Genomic DNA, 16,466 nt, shown 5'->3' with positions numbered 1-16,466 from the left:
GCATTATACCAAAAGACAACAACTTACAATACTTTTATAAGTGATTTATTGATAAAAATCAATTATTGTCCACTATTTTTCTTAATGATCTCTTCAGAAATCGATTTTGGAACTTCTTCATAGTGATCGAAGTACATAGTGAACGTTCCACGTCCTTGCGTGTTAGAACGAAGTGACGTTGCGTAACCGAACATTTCAGCAAGTGGGACGAATGCGTTAACGACAGATGCGTTTCCGCGGCTACCCATTCCTTCAACACGGCCACGACGAGAAGTAATATCACCCATGATGTCTCCCATGTATTCTTCAGGAACAACGATTTCTACTTTCATCATTGGTTCCAATAGAACTGGGTTACATTTGTTTTTAGCTTCTTTAAGAGCCATTGATGCTGCTACTTTAAAGGCAGTCTCGTTAGAGTCAACATCGTGGTAAGAACCGTCATATAGTGTCGCCTTGATATCGATTAATGGGTATCCGGCAAGAACACCATTTTCCAATGACTCTTTAATTCCTGCTTCAACAGCTGGGATGTATTCACGTGGAACAACCCCACCAACAATATTGTTAACGAATTCGAAGCCAGCTCCTTCTTCGTTTGGTTCGAATTTAATCCAAACGTGACCGAACTGTCCACGACCACCCGACTGACGTACGAATTTACCTTCAGCGTTTGCAGAGGCACGGAACGTTTCACGGTAAGCAACTTGTGGAGCTCCCACTTGTGCATCTACTTTGAATTCACGTTTCAAACGATCAACGATGATATCAAGGTGAAGTTCACCCATACCGTGAATGATTGTTTGACCCGTTTCTTCGTTTGTTTCCGTTTTGAACGTTGGATCTTCTTCAGCAAGTTTCGCTAAAGCAGTACCCATTTTATCTTGGTCAGCTTTTGATTTTGGTTCAATCGCGACACCGATAACTGGGTCAGGGAAGTCCATTGATTCTAGAATAACTTGACTCTTCTCGGCACATAGTGTTTCACCTGTACCAGTGTCTTTCAGTCCAACACCCGCAGCAATGTCTCCTGCATAAACAGTGTCTACTTCTTCTCTGTGGTTTGCGTGCATCTGTAGGATACGTCCAACACGTTCACGTTTATCTTTGATTGTGTTTTGGACATATGAACCACTAGATAACGTACCTGAGTAGACACGGAAGAATGTCAACTTACCAACATAAGGGTCAGTCATAACTTTAAATGCCAATGCTGAGAATGGCTCGTTATCATCAGATTTACGCTCAACTGTTTCCTCAGTTTTCTTATCGAAACCTTGGATTGGAGGTACATCTAATGGTGATGGCAAGTAGTCTACTACACCATCTAGTAGAAGCTGAACACCTTTGTTTTTAAATGCTGAACCACAGAATACTGGGTAGAAATCAACATCTACAGTTGCTTGACGAATTCCTGCTTTCAATTCTTCTTTGGAAATTTCTTCACCTTCCAAATACTTATCCATTAGGTTTTCATCAAGTTCTGACACAGCTTCAACTAAGCGATCACGATATTCTTGTGCTTGCTCTTTGTACTCGTCAGGAATTTCTGTATCTGATGCTTTCGTTCCTAGGTCATCTTCATAGATGTAAGCTTTCATTTCAACCAAATCGATAATTCCTTCGAATTGGTCTTCAGCACCGATTGGTAGCTGGACTGGGTGAGCATTTGCCCCCAATCTTTCTTTCAATGTGCCTACGGAATAAAGGAAGTCAGCCCCCACTTTATCCATTTTGTTAATAAATACAATACGCGGTACGCCGTATGTTGTTGCTTGGCGCCACACTGTCTCTGTTTGCGGCTCAACTCCAGACTGTGCGTCTAACAATGCTACAGCACCGTCAAGAACACGTAGGGAACGTTCAACTTCTACTGTAAAGTCAACGTGTCCTGGAGTATCAATGATATTGATACGATGGTCATTCCACTGAGCTGTTGTCGCAGCAGAGGTAATCGTGATTCCACGCTCCTGCTCCTGATCCATCCAGTCCATTTGAGATGCACCTTCGTGAGTTTCTCCGAGTTTATGAATTCTACCAGTATAGAAAAGAATCCTTTCAGTACAAGTAGTTTTACCGGCATCAATGTGAGCCATGATTCCGATATTACGATATTTGTCTAAGGAGAACTCTCTTGGCATAATCATTTCTCCTTTCTGCATAACTGCTATGTTTTTTTATTAAATGATTTTTACCAGCGATAGTGTGCGAAAGCTTTGTTGGCTTCAGCCATTTTATGCATTTCTTCACGACGTTTCACTGCTGCACCTGTATTGTTGGCTGCATCCATGATTTCATTCGCAAGACGCTCTTCCATCGTTTTCTCCCCGCGGAGTCTTGAATAGTTTACGATGAAACGTAAACCTAGCGCTTGACGACGTTCTGGACGAACCTCCATTGGTACTTGGTAGTTAGACCCACCAACACGTCTAGCACGAACTTCAAGAACAGGCATAACGTTTTTCATTGCTTCTTCAAATACGTCCATTGGGTTTTGACCAGTACGTTCACCAACAAGATCAAACGCATTATAAAGAATTTTTTGGGCAACACCTTTTTTACCGTCAACCATAATTTGGTTGATTAGACGTGTTACTAGTTTTGATTCGTGAATCGGATCTGGCAACACATCTCTTTTTGGTACGGCTCCTTTACGTGGCATAGCTACTCCTCCTTTCCTCATCGTTTATAGTTGTTACTTATTTTTTAGCTTTTTTCGCACCGTATTTAGAACGGCTCTGTTTACGTCCTTCAACACCGGCAGTGTCTAATGCACCACGTACGATGTGGTAACGTACCCCTGGCAAGTCTTTTACACGGCCACCGCGAATTAATACGACACTGTGCTCTTGCAAGTTGTGCCCAATTCCAGGAATGTAAGCTGTAACTTCAATCTGGTTAGACAAACGAACACGTGCATATTTACGAAGTGCTGAGTTTGGCTTTTTAGGAGTCATAGTAGCAACACGTGTACAAACTCCGCGTTTTTGTGGAGCATTGTTATTCGTAAATTTTTTCTTGAACGAGTTGAAACCTTTATTAAGTGCTGGAGAGTCAGAACCTTTTGTTTTGGATTGACGTCCTTTACGCACCAATTGGTTAATAGTTGGCATGTTGTTTCCTCCCTTCTTGTCTCGTTTTGTAATCCCACACATCCAGGTGGTTCATCTTTAAGCAAAAAACAAAACTTAACACGAACAGGTCGTGCAAAGTTTATTTTTTGATTGCCACTGTAGCTGCGCCTACTTCAATACCACTTGCTTTCCCCAATTGTTTCATCGATTCGACAAATACAACGGGTACGTTCATTTGGTCAGCAGTAAGCAGTATGTGATCCGTCACACGTCGTTCAGCATTTTCTGCAACTACGACTTCTAGTACTTCGCCATCTTTCATGGCTTTTTGTACTTGTTTCGCTCCAATGACTAAATTATTTTTAGCTTCTGCTACTTTTTCATAAGACATTCTCGTAATCCTCCAAAGTAACAACTTTAGTATGAAGCACCTTGAATATATTATCATTGTCTAAAAATGTTGTCAATGATAACATCAATCTTTTTCAAGGTGCTCCAAACCTTATATTTCTTGTGTTTGTTCTTCTAAGTTTTCTTCTTCTGTTTCTTGGAAAGCTTCATCTTTTTCAGCTTCTAAGCGTCGATATCTTTGTAACCCCGTACCTGCTGGGACAAGTTTACCGATGATGACGTTCTCTTTCAATCCGAGCAATTCATCGTACTTACCTTTTATCGCTGCATCTGTCAGGATACGAGTAGTCTCCTGGAAGGATGCCGCAGACAAGAAGGAGTCTGTTTCAAGTGATGCTTTCGTAATACCAAGAATGACCGGTTTGGCTGTCGCTGGTTGTTTACCTTCCAACAACACTTCTTGGTTAGCTTCTCTAAACTGATTGACTTCCATGAGTGAACCAGGAAGCAATTCTGTATCTCCGGCGTCGTTCACACGGACTTTACGAAGCATTTGACGGACCATGACTTCAATGTGTTTGTCACTGATCTCAACACCTTGCATACGGTATACTTTTTGTACTTCTTTAAGCAAGTATTCCTGTACGCCTTGTGTTCCTTGAACAACAATCAATTCTTTCGGATCGATTGAACCTTCCGTCAACGCCTCGCCTGATTCGACGACGTCTCCAACTTCTACTTTTATACGTGCATTGTACGGTGTCGTGTACGTCTTCGTTTCCACATCACTTTGTACAATGACTTCTTTTTTATCTTTTTCACTATTAATATCCGTAACGGTACCGTTGATTTCTGTGATAACTGCTTTACCTTTCGGATTACGTGCTTCAAAGACTTCTTGAATACGCGGCAAACCTTGGGTAATATCATCACCTGCAACCCCACCTGTGTGGAAGGTACGCATTGTTAACTGAGTACCTGGCTCACCGATCGATTGAGCTGCAATAATACCAACTGCTTCACCAACATCTACTTGGTCGCCTGTCGCCATATTACGTCCGTAACACTTATTACAAGCACCATGTTGCGTGTTACATGTGAATACAGAACGGATCGTTACTGATTCAATGCCCGCTTCTAAAATTTCAGCGGAAATATCTTCAGTAATTAACTCATTACGCTGAACGATGACATCGCCTGTTTCTGGATGTTTCACAGCTCTGAACGCTGTTCTTCCAACTAAGCGATCACTTAAAGGAACGATGACCTCGTTTCCTTCCTGTATAGTGGAAACCGTCATGCCACGGTCAGTACCGCAATCCTCTTCACGGATGATGACATCTTGTGCAACATCTACCAAACGACGTGTTAAGTAACCAGAGTCTGCCGTTTTCAGCGCCGTATCTGCAAGACCTTTACGTGCACCGTGCGTGGAAATAAAGTATTCCAAGACAGTTAGTCCTTCACGGAAGCTCGATTTAATTGGTAGTTCGATAATTCGTCCAGATGGGTTAGCCATCAAGCCACGCATACCTGCAAGCTGCGTAAAGTTAGATGGGTTACCACGCGCACCCGAGTCACTCATCATGAAGATTGGGTTCAACGGTTCCAATGACTTCATCAGTTTTTCTTGAATGACGTCTTTGGCATCTGTCCAAATTTGAATGACACGGTCATAACGTTCGCTGTCCGTGATAAGTCCTCGCTTAAACTGCTTCTGAACGTTATCTACTTTTTCTTGTGCTTCATCCAAGATCTCATTTTTATCTGCCAGTACAACGATATCGGAAACACCAATGGTAATCCCGGCTTTCGTTGAGTACTTAAAGCCTAAGTCCTTCAAACGGTCAAGCATCTTAGACGTCTCTGAAAGTTTATAAAACTTAAAGACTTCCGCAATGATATCTCCGAGAATACCTTTTTTGAATGGTAAATTCAGCTCGCGTTCTTTCAACGCTTCCTTCACATTGACGTCTCGATCGATAAAGTGATGATCTTCAAGTCCATCATGTAGATTCGATTTGGACGGTTCGTTCATGTAAGGGAACGTTGGCGGCAAGATATCATTGAAAATTATCTTTCCGACAGTTGTTAGCAATAACTTTTTGTTTTGCTCTTCTGTAAACTTCGGATTTTTCAATGATCCCGCATCGATTGCAATCCGGCTGTGTAAATGTACATAGCCGTTATCGTAAGCGAGTCTTGCTTCATCTGCATTACCGAATACAAAACCTTCACCAAGTGCGTTTTCTCTCTCAAGCGTCAAGTAGTAGTTTCCTAATACCATGTCTTGAGAAGGTGTAACGACTGGTTTTCCGTCTTTCGGATTCAAAATGTTGTGTGCCGCAAGCATAAGAATTCTTGCTTCTGCTTGTGCCTCTGGTGAAAGTGGTACGTGAACAGCCATTTGGTCTCCGTCAAAGTCAGCGTTATATGCTGTACAAACGAGCGGGTGCAAACGGATGGCACGGCCATCTACCAATTTAGGCTGGAATGCTTGAATCCCTAAACGGTGCAGTGTTGGTGCACGGTTTAATAAGACAGGGTGTTCTTTAATGACATCTTCCAACACGCCCCAGATTTCTGGACGTAATCGTTCAATGTTTCGTTTGGCTGACTTGATGTTGTGTGCTAAGCCGCGCTTAACGAGTTCACGCATAACAAATGGCTTGAATAATTCAATAGCCATTTCTTTCGGCAATCCACACTCATACATCTTCAAGTTCGGTCCAACGACGATTACTGAACGTCCGGAATAGTCAACACGTTTACCTAATAAGTTTTGACGGAAACGCCCTTGTTTACCTTTCAGCATATGTGAAAGAGATTTTAGCGGACGGTTTCCTGGTCCAGTAACTGGACGACCACGACGACCGTTGTCGACGAGTGCGTCTACAGATTCTTGGAGCATCCGTTTTTCGTTTTGAACGATAATGGATGGTGCACCAAGATCTAACAATCTTTTCAATCGGTTGTTCCGGTTAATAACCCGGCGGTATAAGTCGTTCAAGTCAGACGTTGCGAATCGACCACCATCCAACTGAACCATTGGACGTAGTTCTGGAGGGATGATTGGCAGTACATCTAAAATCATCCAAGACGGATCGTTTCCAGAATTACGGAAAGATTCAAGAACCTCTAAACGCTTGATGGCTCTCGTACGTCTCTGACCTTGAGCTGTTTTCAACTCTTCTTTTAATTCGTGAACTTCCTTCTCCAAATCGATATCTTGAAGAAGTTTACGGATTGCTTCCGCACCCATTTGTGCCTTGAAGACATTACCGTACTTATCATAATAAGTTCGGTATTCTCTCTCTGAAAGCAACTGTTTCTTTTCGAGAGGTGTGTCACCTGGCTCTGTAACGACGTAGGAAGCAAAGTAAATAATTTCTTCCAACGCACGTGGTGAGAGGTCTAACACTAGTCCCATACGACTCGGGATCCCTTTAAAATACCAAATATGAGAGACAGGGGCAGCTAATTCAATATGCCCCATACGCTCTCTTCGTACTTTTGATTTCGTTACTTCAACGCCACAGCGATCACAAACGACACCTTTATAACGAACACGTTTGTATTTACCACAGTGACATTCCCAATCTTTTGTCGGTCCAAAAATTCGCTCACAGAAAAGACCGTCCTTTTCAGGCTTCAACGTACGATAGTTAATTGTTTCTGGCTTTTTCACTTCACCGTAAGACCAAGAACGAATCTTATTCGGTGAGGCTAAACCAATTTTCATAAACTCAAACTTATTGACATCTATCAAGGAGCCTACCTCCCTTATTTTATCCTGCGATAGGTGGTTTTATCTTCTGGCTTTATTCATCTGATGTTTCTTTGTTCTCTATATCGACATTCAGCTGTTCGCCAGCTTGCTCATCATCTTCTAAATCTCTCATGTCGATTTCGTTCTGTTCATCTGTCAGCATCTTAACGTCCATCCCAAGACTTTGAAGCTCTTTGATCAAGACGCGGAACGATTCTGGTACACCTGGCTCTGGCAGATTTTCACCTTTGACGATCGCTTCGTATGTTTGTACACGTCCAACGACGTCATCCGATTTAACGGTTAAGATTTCCTGTAGTGTATATGCGGCACCATATGCTTCCAATGCCCAAACTTCCATCTCACCGAAACGCTGTCCACCGAATTGAGCTTTACCACCAAGTGGCTGCTGTGTAACCAATGAGTATGGTCCAGTGGAACGAGCGTGCAATTTATCATCTACCATGTGTTCAAGCTTGATCAAGTACATGACACCTACGGATACGCGGTTATCAAATGCTTCGCCAGAACGACCATCATAGAGAACTGTTTTACCATCTCTAGCAAGGCCGGCTTCTGTCATCGTTTCCCATACATCTTCTTCGTTCGCTCCGTCGAATACCGGTGTCGCAACATGAATGCCCATTTCTCTAGCAGCCATTCCTAAATGGAGCTCAAGAACCTGACCGATATTCATACGAGATGGAACGCCAAGCGGGTTCAACATAACGTCTACCGGGGTACCGTCTGGCATAAATGGCATGTCTTCTTCAGGTAGAATTTTTGAGATAACACCTTTATTACCGTGTCTACCAGCCATTTTATCCCCTTCTGAAATCTTACGCTTCTGAACGATATACACACGAACGAGTTTGTTCACACCAGGAGAAAGCTCATCACCGTCTTCTCGGTTAAATACTTTCACATCGTGAACGATTCCGCCACCGCCATTTGGCACACGTAGCGACGTGTCACGAACTTCTCGAGCTTTTTCTCCGAAGATTGCATGTAATAAGCGTTCTTCTGCAGATAGTTCAGTCATACCTTTAGGAGTTACTTTTCCGACAAGAATATCGCCATCCACGACTTCTGCACCAACGCGGATAATTCCGTCTTCATCCAAGTTTTTCAGCGCTTCATCTCCAACGTTCGGAATATCACGAGTGATTTCCTCCGGTCCGAGCTTAGTATCTCTCGCTTCTGATTCAAACTCTTCGATGTGGATTGAAGTAAATACGTCATCCTTGACGAAGCGTTCACTCATGATGACCGCATCCTCGTAGTTATATCCATCCCAAGTCATAAATGCAACGAGAGCATTTCGACCAAGTGCCAATTCACCATTATCCATCGATGGACCGTCAGCAAGGATTTCTCCTTTTACGACGCGGTCGCCTTTTGAGACGATCGGCTTTTGGTTGTAGCACGTTCCTTGGTTCGAACGGATGAACTTCTGTAAGCGATAATGATCTAAATCGCCTTCTACTTCTTTTCCGTCTACTTCAGAAATGCGACGAACGTAAATTTCTTTCGCATCTACTCTTTCAACAATCCCATCATGCTTGCTGATGACTGCAGCACCGGAGTCTTTTCCTGATACGTATTCCATGCCTGTTCCTACTAAAGGAGCTTCGGCTCGCAACAATGGTACAGCCTGACGCTGCATGTTCGCACCCATCAATGCACGGTTTGAGTCATCGTTTTCCAAGAATGGAATACATGCTGTCGCAGCTGATACAACTTGTTTTGGAGAAACGTCCATATAGTCAATCTGATCACGATCGACGACAATGTTTTCACCACGGAAACGAGCGATGACTTCTTCGTTTTGGAATGTGCCATCATCATTCAATGGTGCGTTCGCCTGTGCGACAATATAGTTATCTTCTTCGTCTGCTGTTAGATAGTCAGTTTCAGTAGTAACTACACCTGTTTCGTGATCAACTCTACGATATGGTGTTTCAATAAAGCCGAATGGATTAACACGCGCAAAGGAAGATAATGAGTTAATCAACCCAATATTTGGACCTTCTGGCGTTTCAATCGGACACATACGACCATAGTGAGAGTAGTGAACGTCACGCACTTCGAAACCAGCACGTTCGCGCGTCAAACCACCAGGTCCTAACGCTGAAAGACGTCGTTTATGCGTCAATTCAGCCAATGGATTCGTTTGATACATAAACTGTGATAGCTGAGAGCTTCCGAAGAACTCTTTAATAGATGCAATGACCGGTCGGATGTTGATCAGTTGCTGCGGTGTAATCGATTCACTATCTTGGATGGACATTCTTTCTCGAACGACACGTTCCATTCTTGACAGACCGATTCGGAACTGATTCTGAAGCAATTCACCAACAGAGCGCAAACGACGGTTACCTAAGTGGTCAATGTCGTCTGTGTTTCCGACTTCATGCAAAATGTTAAAGAAATAGTTAATGGAAGCTAAAATATCTTCGTACGTAATATGCTTAATGTCTTGGCTGACATTTCCATTACTCACAACATTTAATGTTCTTTCGCCCTCTGGGTCTGTCGGATCGAAAATTTTAATGGATTGAACTTTAACTGGTTCATCTAACACGCCATCTTGCGGCTCTAGAATCTTTTCGCCAGCTGCGTCTTCTTCCTTCTCAAAGTAAGGAATCAATTTATCCAGTAAACGACGGTTCAATTTGTCACCTTTTCGGGCGAGCACTTCACCAGTCTCTTCATCTGCAATCGTCTCTGCCAACACTTGGTTGAATAAACGATTTTTAATATGAAGCTTTTTATTCATTTTATAACGTCCTACCCGTGCTAGGTCATAGCGTTTCGGGTCAAAAAAGCGTGAGAACAATAAACTACGTGCGTTTTCAGCCGTTGGCGGTTCTCCAGGACGTAATCTTTCATAGATTTCAATAAGCGCTTTATCGCTATCTTCAGTATTGTCTTTATCTAACGTATTACGTAAATACTCATTATCACCGATTAGGTCGATAATTTCTTCGTCTGAGCTGAATCCGAGTGCACGCAATAAAACCGTGATCGGCAATTTACGGGTTCTGTCGATTCGTACATGAACAACGTTTTTCGCGTCCGTTTCCATTTCCAACCATGCACCACGGCTAGGAATGACGGTTGATGTGTAACCTTTACGACCGTTTTTATCAATTTTGTCATTGAAATAAACGCTCGGTGAACGCACAAGCTGGGATACAATAACACGCTCTGCGCCATTGATGATGAATGTTCCGTTTTCTGTCATTAACGGAAAATCACCCATAAAGACTTCTTGTTCTTTCACTTCCCCAGACTCTTTGTTCAAAAGACGAACTTTTACCCGCAACGGGGCGTTATATGTCACATCTCTCTCTTTCGCTTCATCCAATGGATATTTAGGCTCGCCTAAACTATAATCCACAAATTCCAAAGATAAATTACCGGTGAAATCTTCAATCGGTGAAATATCTTTGAACATCTCTTTCAAACCTTCTTCCAAGAACCATTCATAAGAAGCGGTTTGAATTTCAATTAAGTTAGGAAGCTCTTGAACTTCACTAATTCGCGCGTAACTTCTACGCTGGCGGTGTCGACCATATTGGACTAGTTGACCTAACAACTGCTTCACCCCTCAACTACCAGATTTAAAAGAAAGAGCTCTCTCATCCTAACTGATGAACCTCCACATTCATCGGAGAGGACTTTTCAGAAAGAGCTTAAGTAAAATAAAAATGGTCCGACAAGAATGCATGCCGAACTTGCTTGCTTTAAAAGGCTTAATGCAAGCATCTATTTGAACATTCCTAAGAATGTCAAGTTATAAAGTTATAAGTTAATAGAAGAAGTTTCATGTACCATTAAGACCTCAATTCATGTTTAATGAACGGTACCATTATCGGTTTATCTGAAGAATATTATACATCAGAACAGTAGAATCGTAACTTCATCTGTTTTTACCATCCAGATCTGCCGACAAGTATTTTTTCAAAAAACACTTGACAAAAAAATAAATCTATTGGCATTTTTTAATGTTATCACACCGTATGATAGCTAGTCAAACTTTTGGGCACGCAAAATATAGTACCCTTTATCTTTGCTGACTGTATCCACTTGTGAAAATAATGATTCTAGCTTTTTCTTTAATGAAGGTGCGCCTTGCTTTTTCTGTACAACAACCCATAGTTCGCCACCAGGTTTTAATACATCAAAGCTTTCTTCCATTATTTGATGAACCACTTTCTTTCCAGCACGAAATGGTGGATTCGTAATGACCGAAGCAAATTGTTCATCTTTAACAGCAGATAATGCATCACTGAAACGAACCTTCGCATTTTCCAAATCGTTCAATTCAATATTCTCTTGTGCTAAGCGGATCGCACGCTCATTGACATCAACCATTACAACAGATCGTCCCGGAAACTGTTTTGCTAACGTAATTCCGATCGGACCATATCCACAACCGACATCTAAAAATTCACCCATAACCTTCGGCTGCTTAAATTGTGCCAATAACGCTTTTGTGCCATAATCAACTTGTTTTTTGGAAAATACACCATCATCTGTTTGGAAAGTAAATGTGAACGTGTTTAATATTGCGTTGAAAAAAGTAGGATTGCTTTCACTTGTGGGGTGACGCTCATAATAGTGCTCGCTCATTTAACCGACCACCTTCATTGAAAATTCATCTAGGAATAACTTTATTTGAATTTGTTCAATCCATGAAAAATCAAGCTCGCTGAACTGGTTCAGCGAGCTTATTGGAGTTTGTTGACTATTTAAGTTCGATTTTCGCGCCAACTTCTTCAAGTTTAGCTTTCATTTCTTCAGCTTCTTCTTTAGCTACGCCTTCTTTAATAGCGCCTGGTGCGTTGTCAACAAGTTCTTTCGCATCTTTCAAGCCAAGGCCTGTGATTTCACGAACTGCTTTAACAACTTTAATCTTAGAAGCACCTGCATCTTCAAGTACAACGTCGAAATCAGATTTTTCTTCAGCAGCTTCTTCTCCGCCACCGCCAGCAACTGCAACTGGTGCAGCAGCTGTAACACCGAATTCTTCCTCAATAGCTTTTACTAGATCGTTCAATTCTAGAACGGACATTTCTTTAATCGCATCAATGATTTGATCTTTAGACATGTTAAATCCTCCTTAGTATTTTTAGTTAACGTCTATACGATTAGGCGCTTATATTTAGGCACCTTCTTCTTCTTTTTGCTCTGCAATCGCTTTTGTTGCGTATGCAAAGTTTCTGACTGGAGCTTGTAGTACGCTTAAAAGCATAGATAGAAGCCCTTCGTGAGATGGTAGTTCGGAAAGTTCTTTGATTTGATCGAGTGTCGCAACGTTTCCTTCAACAATGCCACCTTTGATTTCCAAAGCTTCATGCTCTTTCGCAAATCCACCTAACACTTTAGCTGGTGCAACTGCATCGTCTTCAGAGAAAGCGATGGCTGTCGGTCCAACTAAAACTTCGTGTAGTTCTTCAAAGCCTGCTTTTTCAGTTGCACGGCGTGTCATTGTGTTTTTGTAAACTTTATATTCAACGCCCGCTTCTCTTAATTGTTTACGAAGTTCAGTGACTTCTTCAACATTCAATCCACGATAATCAACTAATACAGCTGTTTTTGCATTTGAAAACTTCTCAGCGATTTCTTCCACGTGCTGTTTCTTTTGCTCGATAATTGAGCTCATCGTTCCACCTCCTAATTGAAAATTGATTCCTCATACCGTGAGCGTGTCAATCACTTTTATCCATTAAAAAAGCTCCCATGTAGACATGGGAGCATGATTGTTTACACATTTACGACTCAATCCACGTTTGATAGATTGAATGCAAAAATCACACACCTCGGCAGGATTTGTTTAAGCAATTGAAATTGCTCCTGCTGTCTACGGTATAATTCATTCATTTATTTAATTGACAAGACATAGTATATATGCCGTTTATCAAAAAGTCAATGATTTCTTGATTAATTGGTGAAACTTGATACGTCTACGCGTACACCAGGTCCCATCGTTGATGAGATGGCAGCATTACGCATATATTTACCTTTTGAAGCTTGAGGCTTTGCTTTCACTAGTGTTTCAGTGATTGCAGCAAAGTTCTCTACCAATTTGTCGTCTTCGAAAGAGACTTTTCCGATTGGAACGTGAACGTTACCTGCTTTATCAACGCGGTATTCAACTTTACCTGCTTTGATTTCCTGAACAGCTTTTTCAACTTCGAAAGTAACTGTACCAGTTTTCGGGTTAGGCATTAAACCTTTTGGTCCAAGTACACGACCAAGCTTACCGACTTCAGCCATCATGTCTGGTGTAGCAACGATCACATCAAAATCAAACCAACCTTCATTGATTTTGCTGATGTATTCCTGATCGCCTACGTAGTCAGCGCCTGCCGCTTCAGCCTCTTTAGCTTTGTCTCCTTTTGCAAAGACAAGAACACGACGTGTTTTACCAGTACCGTGTGGCAATACCATTGCGCCACGGATTTGTTGGTCAGCTTTCTTAGGGTCAACACCCAAACGGAAAGCAGCTTCAACAGTTTCATCGAACTTAGCTGTAGATGCTTTTTTCACAAGCTCAATAGCTTCTTTAGAATCATAGCTTTTTGAACGATCAACTAATTTTAGTGCTTCGCTATATTTTTTACCTTTTTTAGCCATTATATTTTCCTCCTCATTGTGGTTTTAACGGTTAAACCTCCCACTTACGAAAACTTACCGGAGTAAATCTTCGGGTAAAGACATTCGTCTCTACTGGACTTTTGTTAACCTGTAATAAAGGTTGCGAAAGTAATCATCCGCAACCTTTCATAGCATTGACATTAGTCTTCAATCGTAACACCCATGCTGCGGGCAGTACCTTCTACCATACGTACTGCAGCATCCACATCAGCAGCGTTTAAATCCTGCATTTTTGTTTCAGCAATTTCACGTACTTGATCGCGTTTAACTGTTGCGACCTTGTTACGGTTTGGTTCACCAGAGCCGGATTCAATACCTGCTGCTTTCTTAAGAAGCACAGCAGCCGGTGGAGTTTTTGTTATGAAAGTAAATGAACGATCTTCAAAAACAGAAATTTCAACCGGGATAATCATGCCAGCTTCATCTTGTGTTTGCGCGTTAAATTCCTTACAGAATCCCATGATATTAATACCAGCTTGACCCAATGCAGGACCGACTGGCGGTGCAGGGTTTGCTTTACCTGCTGGAATTTGAAGTTTAATAACGTTAACTACTTTTTTAGCCACGAGACACACCTCCTTAAAGTCCGTGATGTGGTAATTGGGGCTTGCCCCTCCCACTCATTTTTATCATTAGCCTATAAGGCCATGAGAAACATAAAAATCTTAGCATTTTTCAACTATGAATGCAAGTGGTTTGTTATAATTTTTCAATCTGATTAAAGTCTAGTTCGACAGGGGTTTCTCTACCAAACATGTTGACGTGGACTTTGACCTTCAGTTTATCCGTATCGATATTCTCGATTGTACCAGTGAAATTTGCGAAAGGGCCTTCTGTCACGCGGACCGTCTCTTTTAATTCAAAATCAATTTCAGGCGCTTGATCTTTGACACCCATTCGTTTTAAAATCCGTTCCGATTCTTCTGGCAATAATGGTGTCGGCTTTTGCCCAGCTCCTGTTGATCCCACGAACCCTGTGACGCCAGGTGTATTTCTGACGACAAACCACGAATCATCCGTCATGATCATCTCTGTCAAAACATATCCCGGGAACACTTTCTTCAAAGCTGTCTTTCTTTTGCCATTTTTAACTTCCGTCTCTTCCTCTTCAGGAACAATCACTCTAAAAATCTTATCTTCCATGCCCATTGATTCGATTCTTTTTTCCAAGTTTAATTTAACTTTGTTTTCATAACCAGAATACGTATGAACCACATACCAGTTTTTCTCCATAATTACAGGCTTATGCCTTCCCTCCTATTCGATGACCCTATCGATTTCCAAACATCTCAATCTATTGCAACATGAGAAACCAAAGAGATCCGAGTAGCTTCTGCTTTCTCATCTTCCAACAGTCTGAACTCTCATCTCAATGCCTTACTTGTTGTTTGAATGATACGTTGTTAAGCAAAAAAATGTATAATAAAAAACCCGGCAAGCGGGTTTTATGTCATTAGCTATTATAGCACAACACTCTGTCATTAAACCATTGAATTAAAAGAGTTCTAAAATTTGAGATAAAACTAAATCAGTTACGGTGAAAAAGACACCAAAGAAAATAACAGTTACCAATACGATCACAGTATATCGAGTTAGCTCATTTCCTTTAGGCCACGATACTTTACGCATTTCTCGATTGACATCTTTTAAGAACTTGACCATTTACATCCCCCTTACCTTGCTGCACACTATTTCGTCTCTCGATGTAACGTATGACTACCACACGTTTTACAAAACTTTTTTATTTCAATCCGTTCACTAGAATTTGTATTTTTGTCTGTTGTATAATTACGCGACTGGCAAACTGAACATGCCAGTGCTACTTTTTTTCTCATAAAGTTAACCTCAATCTGATTTCATTCATACCCAATAAACTTACCACGAGGGTAAGAGTGTGTCAAATTATGTTTAAAGCGTTACTTCGCTCACTTGCAAGTAACGTTCCAACTTTCTTTTCACCCTCTGGAGAGCATTGTCAATCGATTTAACGTGACGATTTAATTTTAGTGAAATCTCTTGATACGAGCATCCGTCTAAATAAAGGTTTAGAACTTCTTGCTCGAGCTCACTTAACACTTCACGCATTTTGATTTCCATATCACCATTTTTCTCACGGTTGATCAATAGCTTCTCCGGATCACCTAGTTCATCTTCCGCAATAATATCAATTAATGTACGGTCAGAATCTTCGTCATAAATAGGTTTGTCTAACGAAACATAGGAATTCAACGGAATATGCTTCTGCCGAGTGGCTGTTTTGATTGCCGTAATAATTTGGCGTGTTACACAAAGCTCTGCAAACATCTTAAACGATGAAAGCTTGTCCGGTCGGTAATCACGGATTGCTTTATATAAACCGATCATCCCTTCTTGAATGATATCTTCTCGATCTGCACCAATTAGAAAATATGTACGAGCTTTCCCGCGGACAAAGCCTTTATACTTCAGAATCAATTGATTCAAGGCTTGCCCATCCCCCTGCTGAACGAGTTCCACGAGGCGTTCGTCTTCCGATTCCATCATGTCCTGTTTCATTTTTAACTCTGTCTTAGTGATCACGTTAGCTCCTCCTGAATGATAACAGATATAAGTATACAACATTATTA

At 41.5% G+C, this 16,466-nt stretch carries 15 protein-coding genes and 1 other annotated feature; all 15 genes read right to left on the bottom strand.

What is annotated here, in order from left to right; all coding sequences use genetic code 11:
* Positions 1-62: 62 nt before the first annotated feature.
* The gene (fusA, locus tag FPQ13_RS07595) at positions 63-2,141 is read right to left on the bottom strand and encodes an elongation factor G (protein ID WP_144088742.1); all 2,079 of its coding nucleotides are present in this window, start codon (positions 2,139-2,141) and stop codon (positions 63-65) included.
* Positions 2,142-2,191: 50 nt separating this feature from the next.
* A complete protein-coding gene (gene rpsG / locus FPQ13_RS07590; protein ID WP_144088741.1) occupies positions 2,192-2,662 on the bottom strand; it encodes a 30S ribosomal protein S7 in 471 nt (156 codons plus the stop codon).
* A 37-nt stretch (positions 2,663-2,699) separates the two neighbouring features.
* Positions 2,700-3,113 carry a 30S ribosomal protein S12 gene (rpsL, locus tag FPQ13_RS07585; protein ID WP_144088740.1) on the bottom strand — a complete coding sequence of 138 codons (414 nt, stop codon included), beginning with the start codon at positions 3,111-3,113 and terminating at the stop codon, positions 2,700-2,702.
* 100 nt (positions 3,114-3,213) lie between these two features.
* Positions 3,214-3,465, bottom strand: a complete 252-nt coding sequence (locus FPQ13_RS07580; protein ID WP_144088739.1) for a ribosomal L7Ae/L30e/S12e/Gadd45 family protein — start codon at positions 3,463-3,465, stop codon at positions 3,214-3,216.
* Between the two features lie 111 nt (positions 3,466-3,576).
* Complete coding sequence (rpoC, locus tag FPQ13_RS07575; protein WP_144088738.1) at positions 3,577-7,194, bottom strand: DNA-directed RNA polymerase subunit beta'; 3,618 nt, start codon at positions 7,192-7,194, stop codon at positions 3,577-3,579.
* Between the two features lie 52 nt (positions 7,195-7,246).
* Entirely contained in the window at positions 7,247-10,795 is a 3,549-nt protein-coding gene (gene rpoB, locus FPQ13_RS07570; protein ID WP_144088737.1) for a DNA-directed RNA polymerase subunit beta, read from the bottom strand.
* A gap of 431 nt (positions 10,796-11,226) precedes the next feature.
* A complete protein-coding gene (locus FPQ13_RS07565) occupies positions 11,227-11,832 on the bottom strand; it encodes a class I SAM-dependent methyltransferase (RefSeq protein WP_144088736.1) in 606 nt (201 codons plus the stop codon).
* Between the two features lie 115 nt (positions 11,833-11,947).
* On the bottom strand, positions 11,948-12,310 hold the full coding sequence (rplL, locus tag FPQ13_RS07560; protein WP_144088735.1) for a 50S ribosomal protein L7/L12: 363 nt from the start codon (positions 12,308-12,310) through the stop codon (positions 11,948-11,950).
* Positions 12,311-12,364: 54 nt separating this feature from the next.
* Entirely contained in the window at positions 12,365-12,865 is a 501-nt protein-coding gene (gene rplJ, locus FPQ13_RS07555) for a 50S ribosomal protein L10 (RefSeq protein WP_144088734.1), read from the bottom strand.
* 56 nt (positions 12,866-12,921) lie between these two features.
* Positions 12,922-13,087 (bottom strand) — a sequence feature (ribosomal protein L10 leader region).
* A 56-nt stretch (positions 13,088-13,143) separates the two neighbouring features.
* Positions 13,144-13,839: a 50S ribosomal protein L1 gene (gene rplA / locus FPQ13_RS07550; RefSeq protein WP_144088733.1), complete on the bottom strand. Its 696-nt coding sequence runs from the start codon at positions 13,837-13,839 to the stop codon at positions 13,144-13,146.
* A 161-nt stretch (positions 13,840-14,000) separates the two neighbouring features.
* Positions 14,001-14,426, bottom strand: a complete 426-nt coding sequence (gene rplK / locus FPQ13_RS07545) for a 50S ribosomal protein L11 (protein WP_144088732.1) — start codon at positions 14,424-14,426, stop codon at positions 14,001-14,003.
* A 133-nt stretch (positions 14,427-14,559) separates the two neighbouring features.
* A complete protein-coding gene (gene nusG, locus FPQ13_RS07540) occupies positions 14,560-15,093 on the bottom strand; it encodes a transcription termination/antitermination protein NusG (RefSeq protein ID WP_144088731.1) in 534 nt (177 codons plus the stop codon).
* A gap of 261 nt (positions 15,094-15,354) precedes the next feature.
* On the bottom strand, positions 15,355-15,522 hold the full coding sequence (secE, locus tag FPQ13_RS07535) for a preprotein translocase subunit SecE (RefSeq protein ID WP_144088730.1): 168 nt from the start codon (positions 15,520-15,522) through the stop codon (positions 15,355-15,357).
* Between the two features lie 26 nt (positions 15,523-15,548).
* On the bottom strand, positions 15,549-15,695 hold the full coding sequence (rpmG, locus tag FPQ13_RS07530) for a 50S ribosomal protein L33 (RefSeq protein ID WP_144088729.1): 147 nt from the start codon (positions 15,693-15,695) through the stop codon (positions 15,549-15,551).
* 73 nt (positions 15,696-15,768) lie between these two features.
* A complete protein-coding gene (gene sigH / locus FPQ13_RS07525) occupies positions 15,769-16,461 on the bottom strand; it encodes an RNA polymerase sporulation sigma factor SigH (protein WP_377863130.1) in 693 nt (230 codons plus the stop codon).
* Positions 16,462-16,466: the final 5 nt, after the last annotated feature.

This window comes from Allobacillus salarius, assembly GCF_007559425.1.
Taxonomy (GTDB): Bacteria; Bacillota; Bacilli; order Bacillales; family Alkalibacillaceae; genus Allobacillus; species Allobacillus salarius.
The sequence above is the reverse complement of the archived record's forward strand: the minus strand, read 5'-3'. Positions and strand labels throughout refer to the sequence as shown.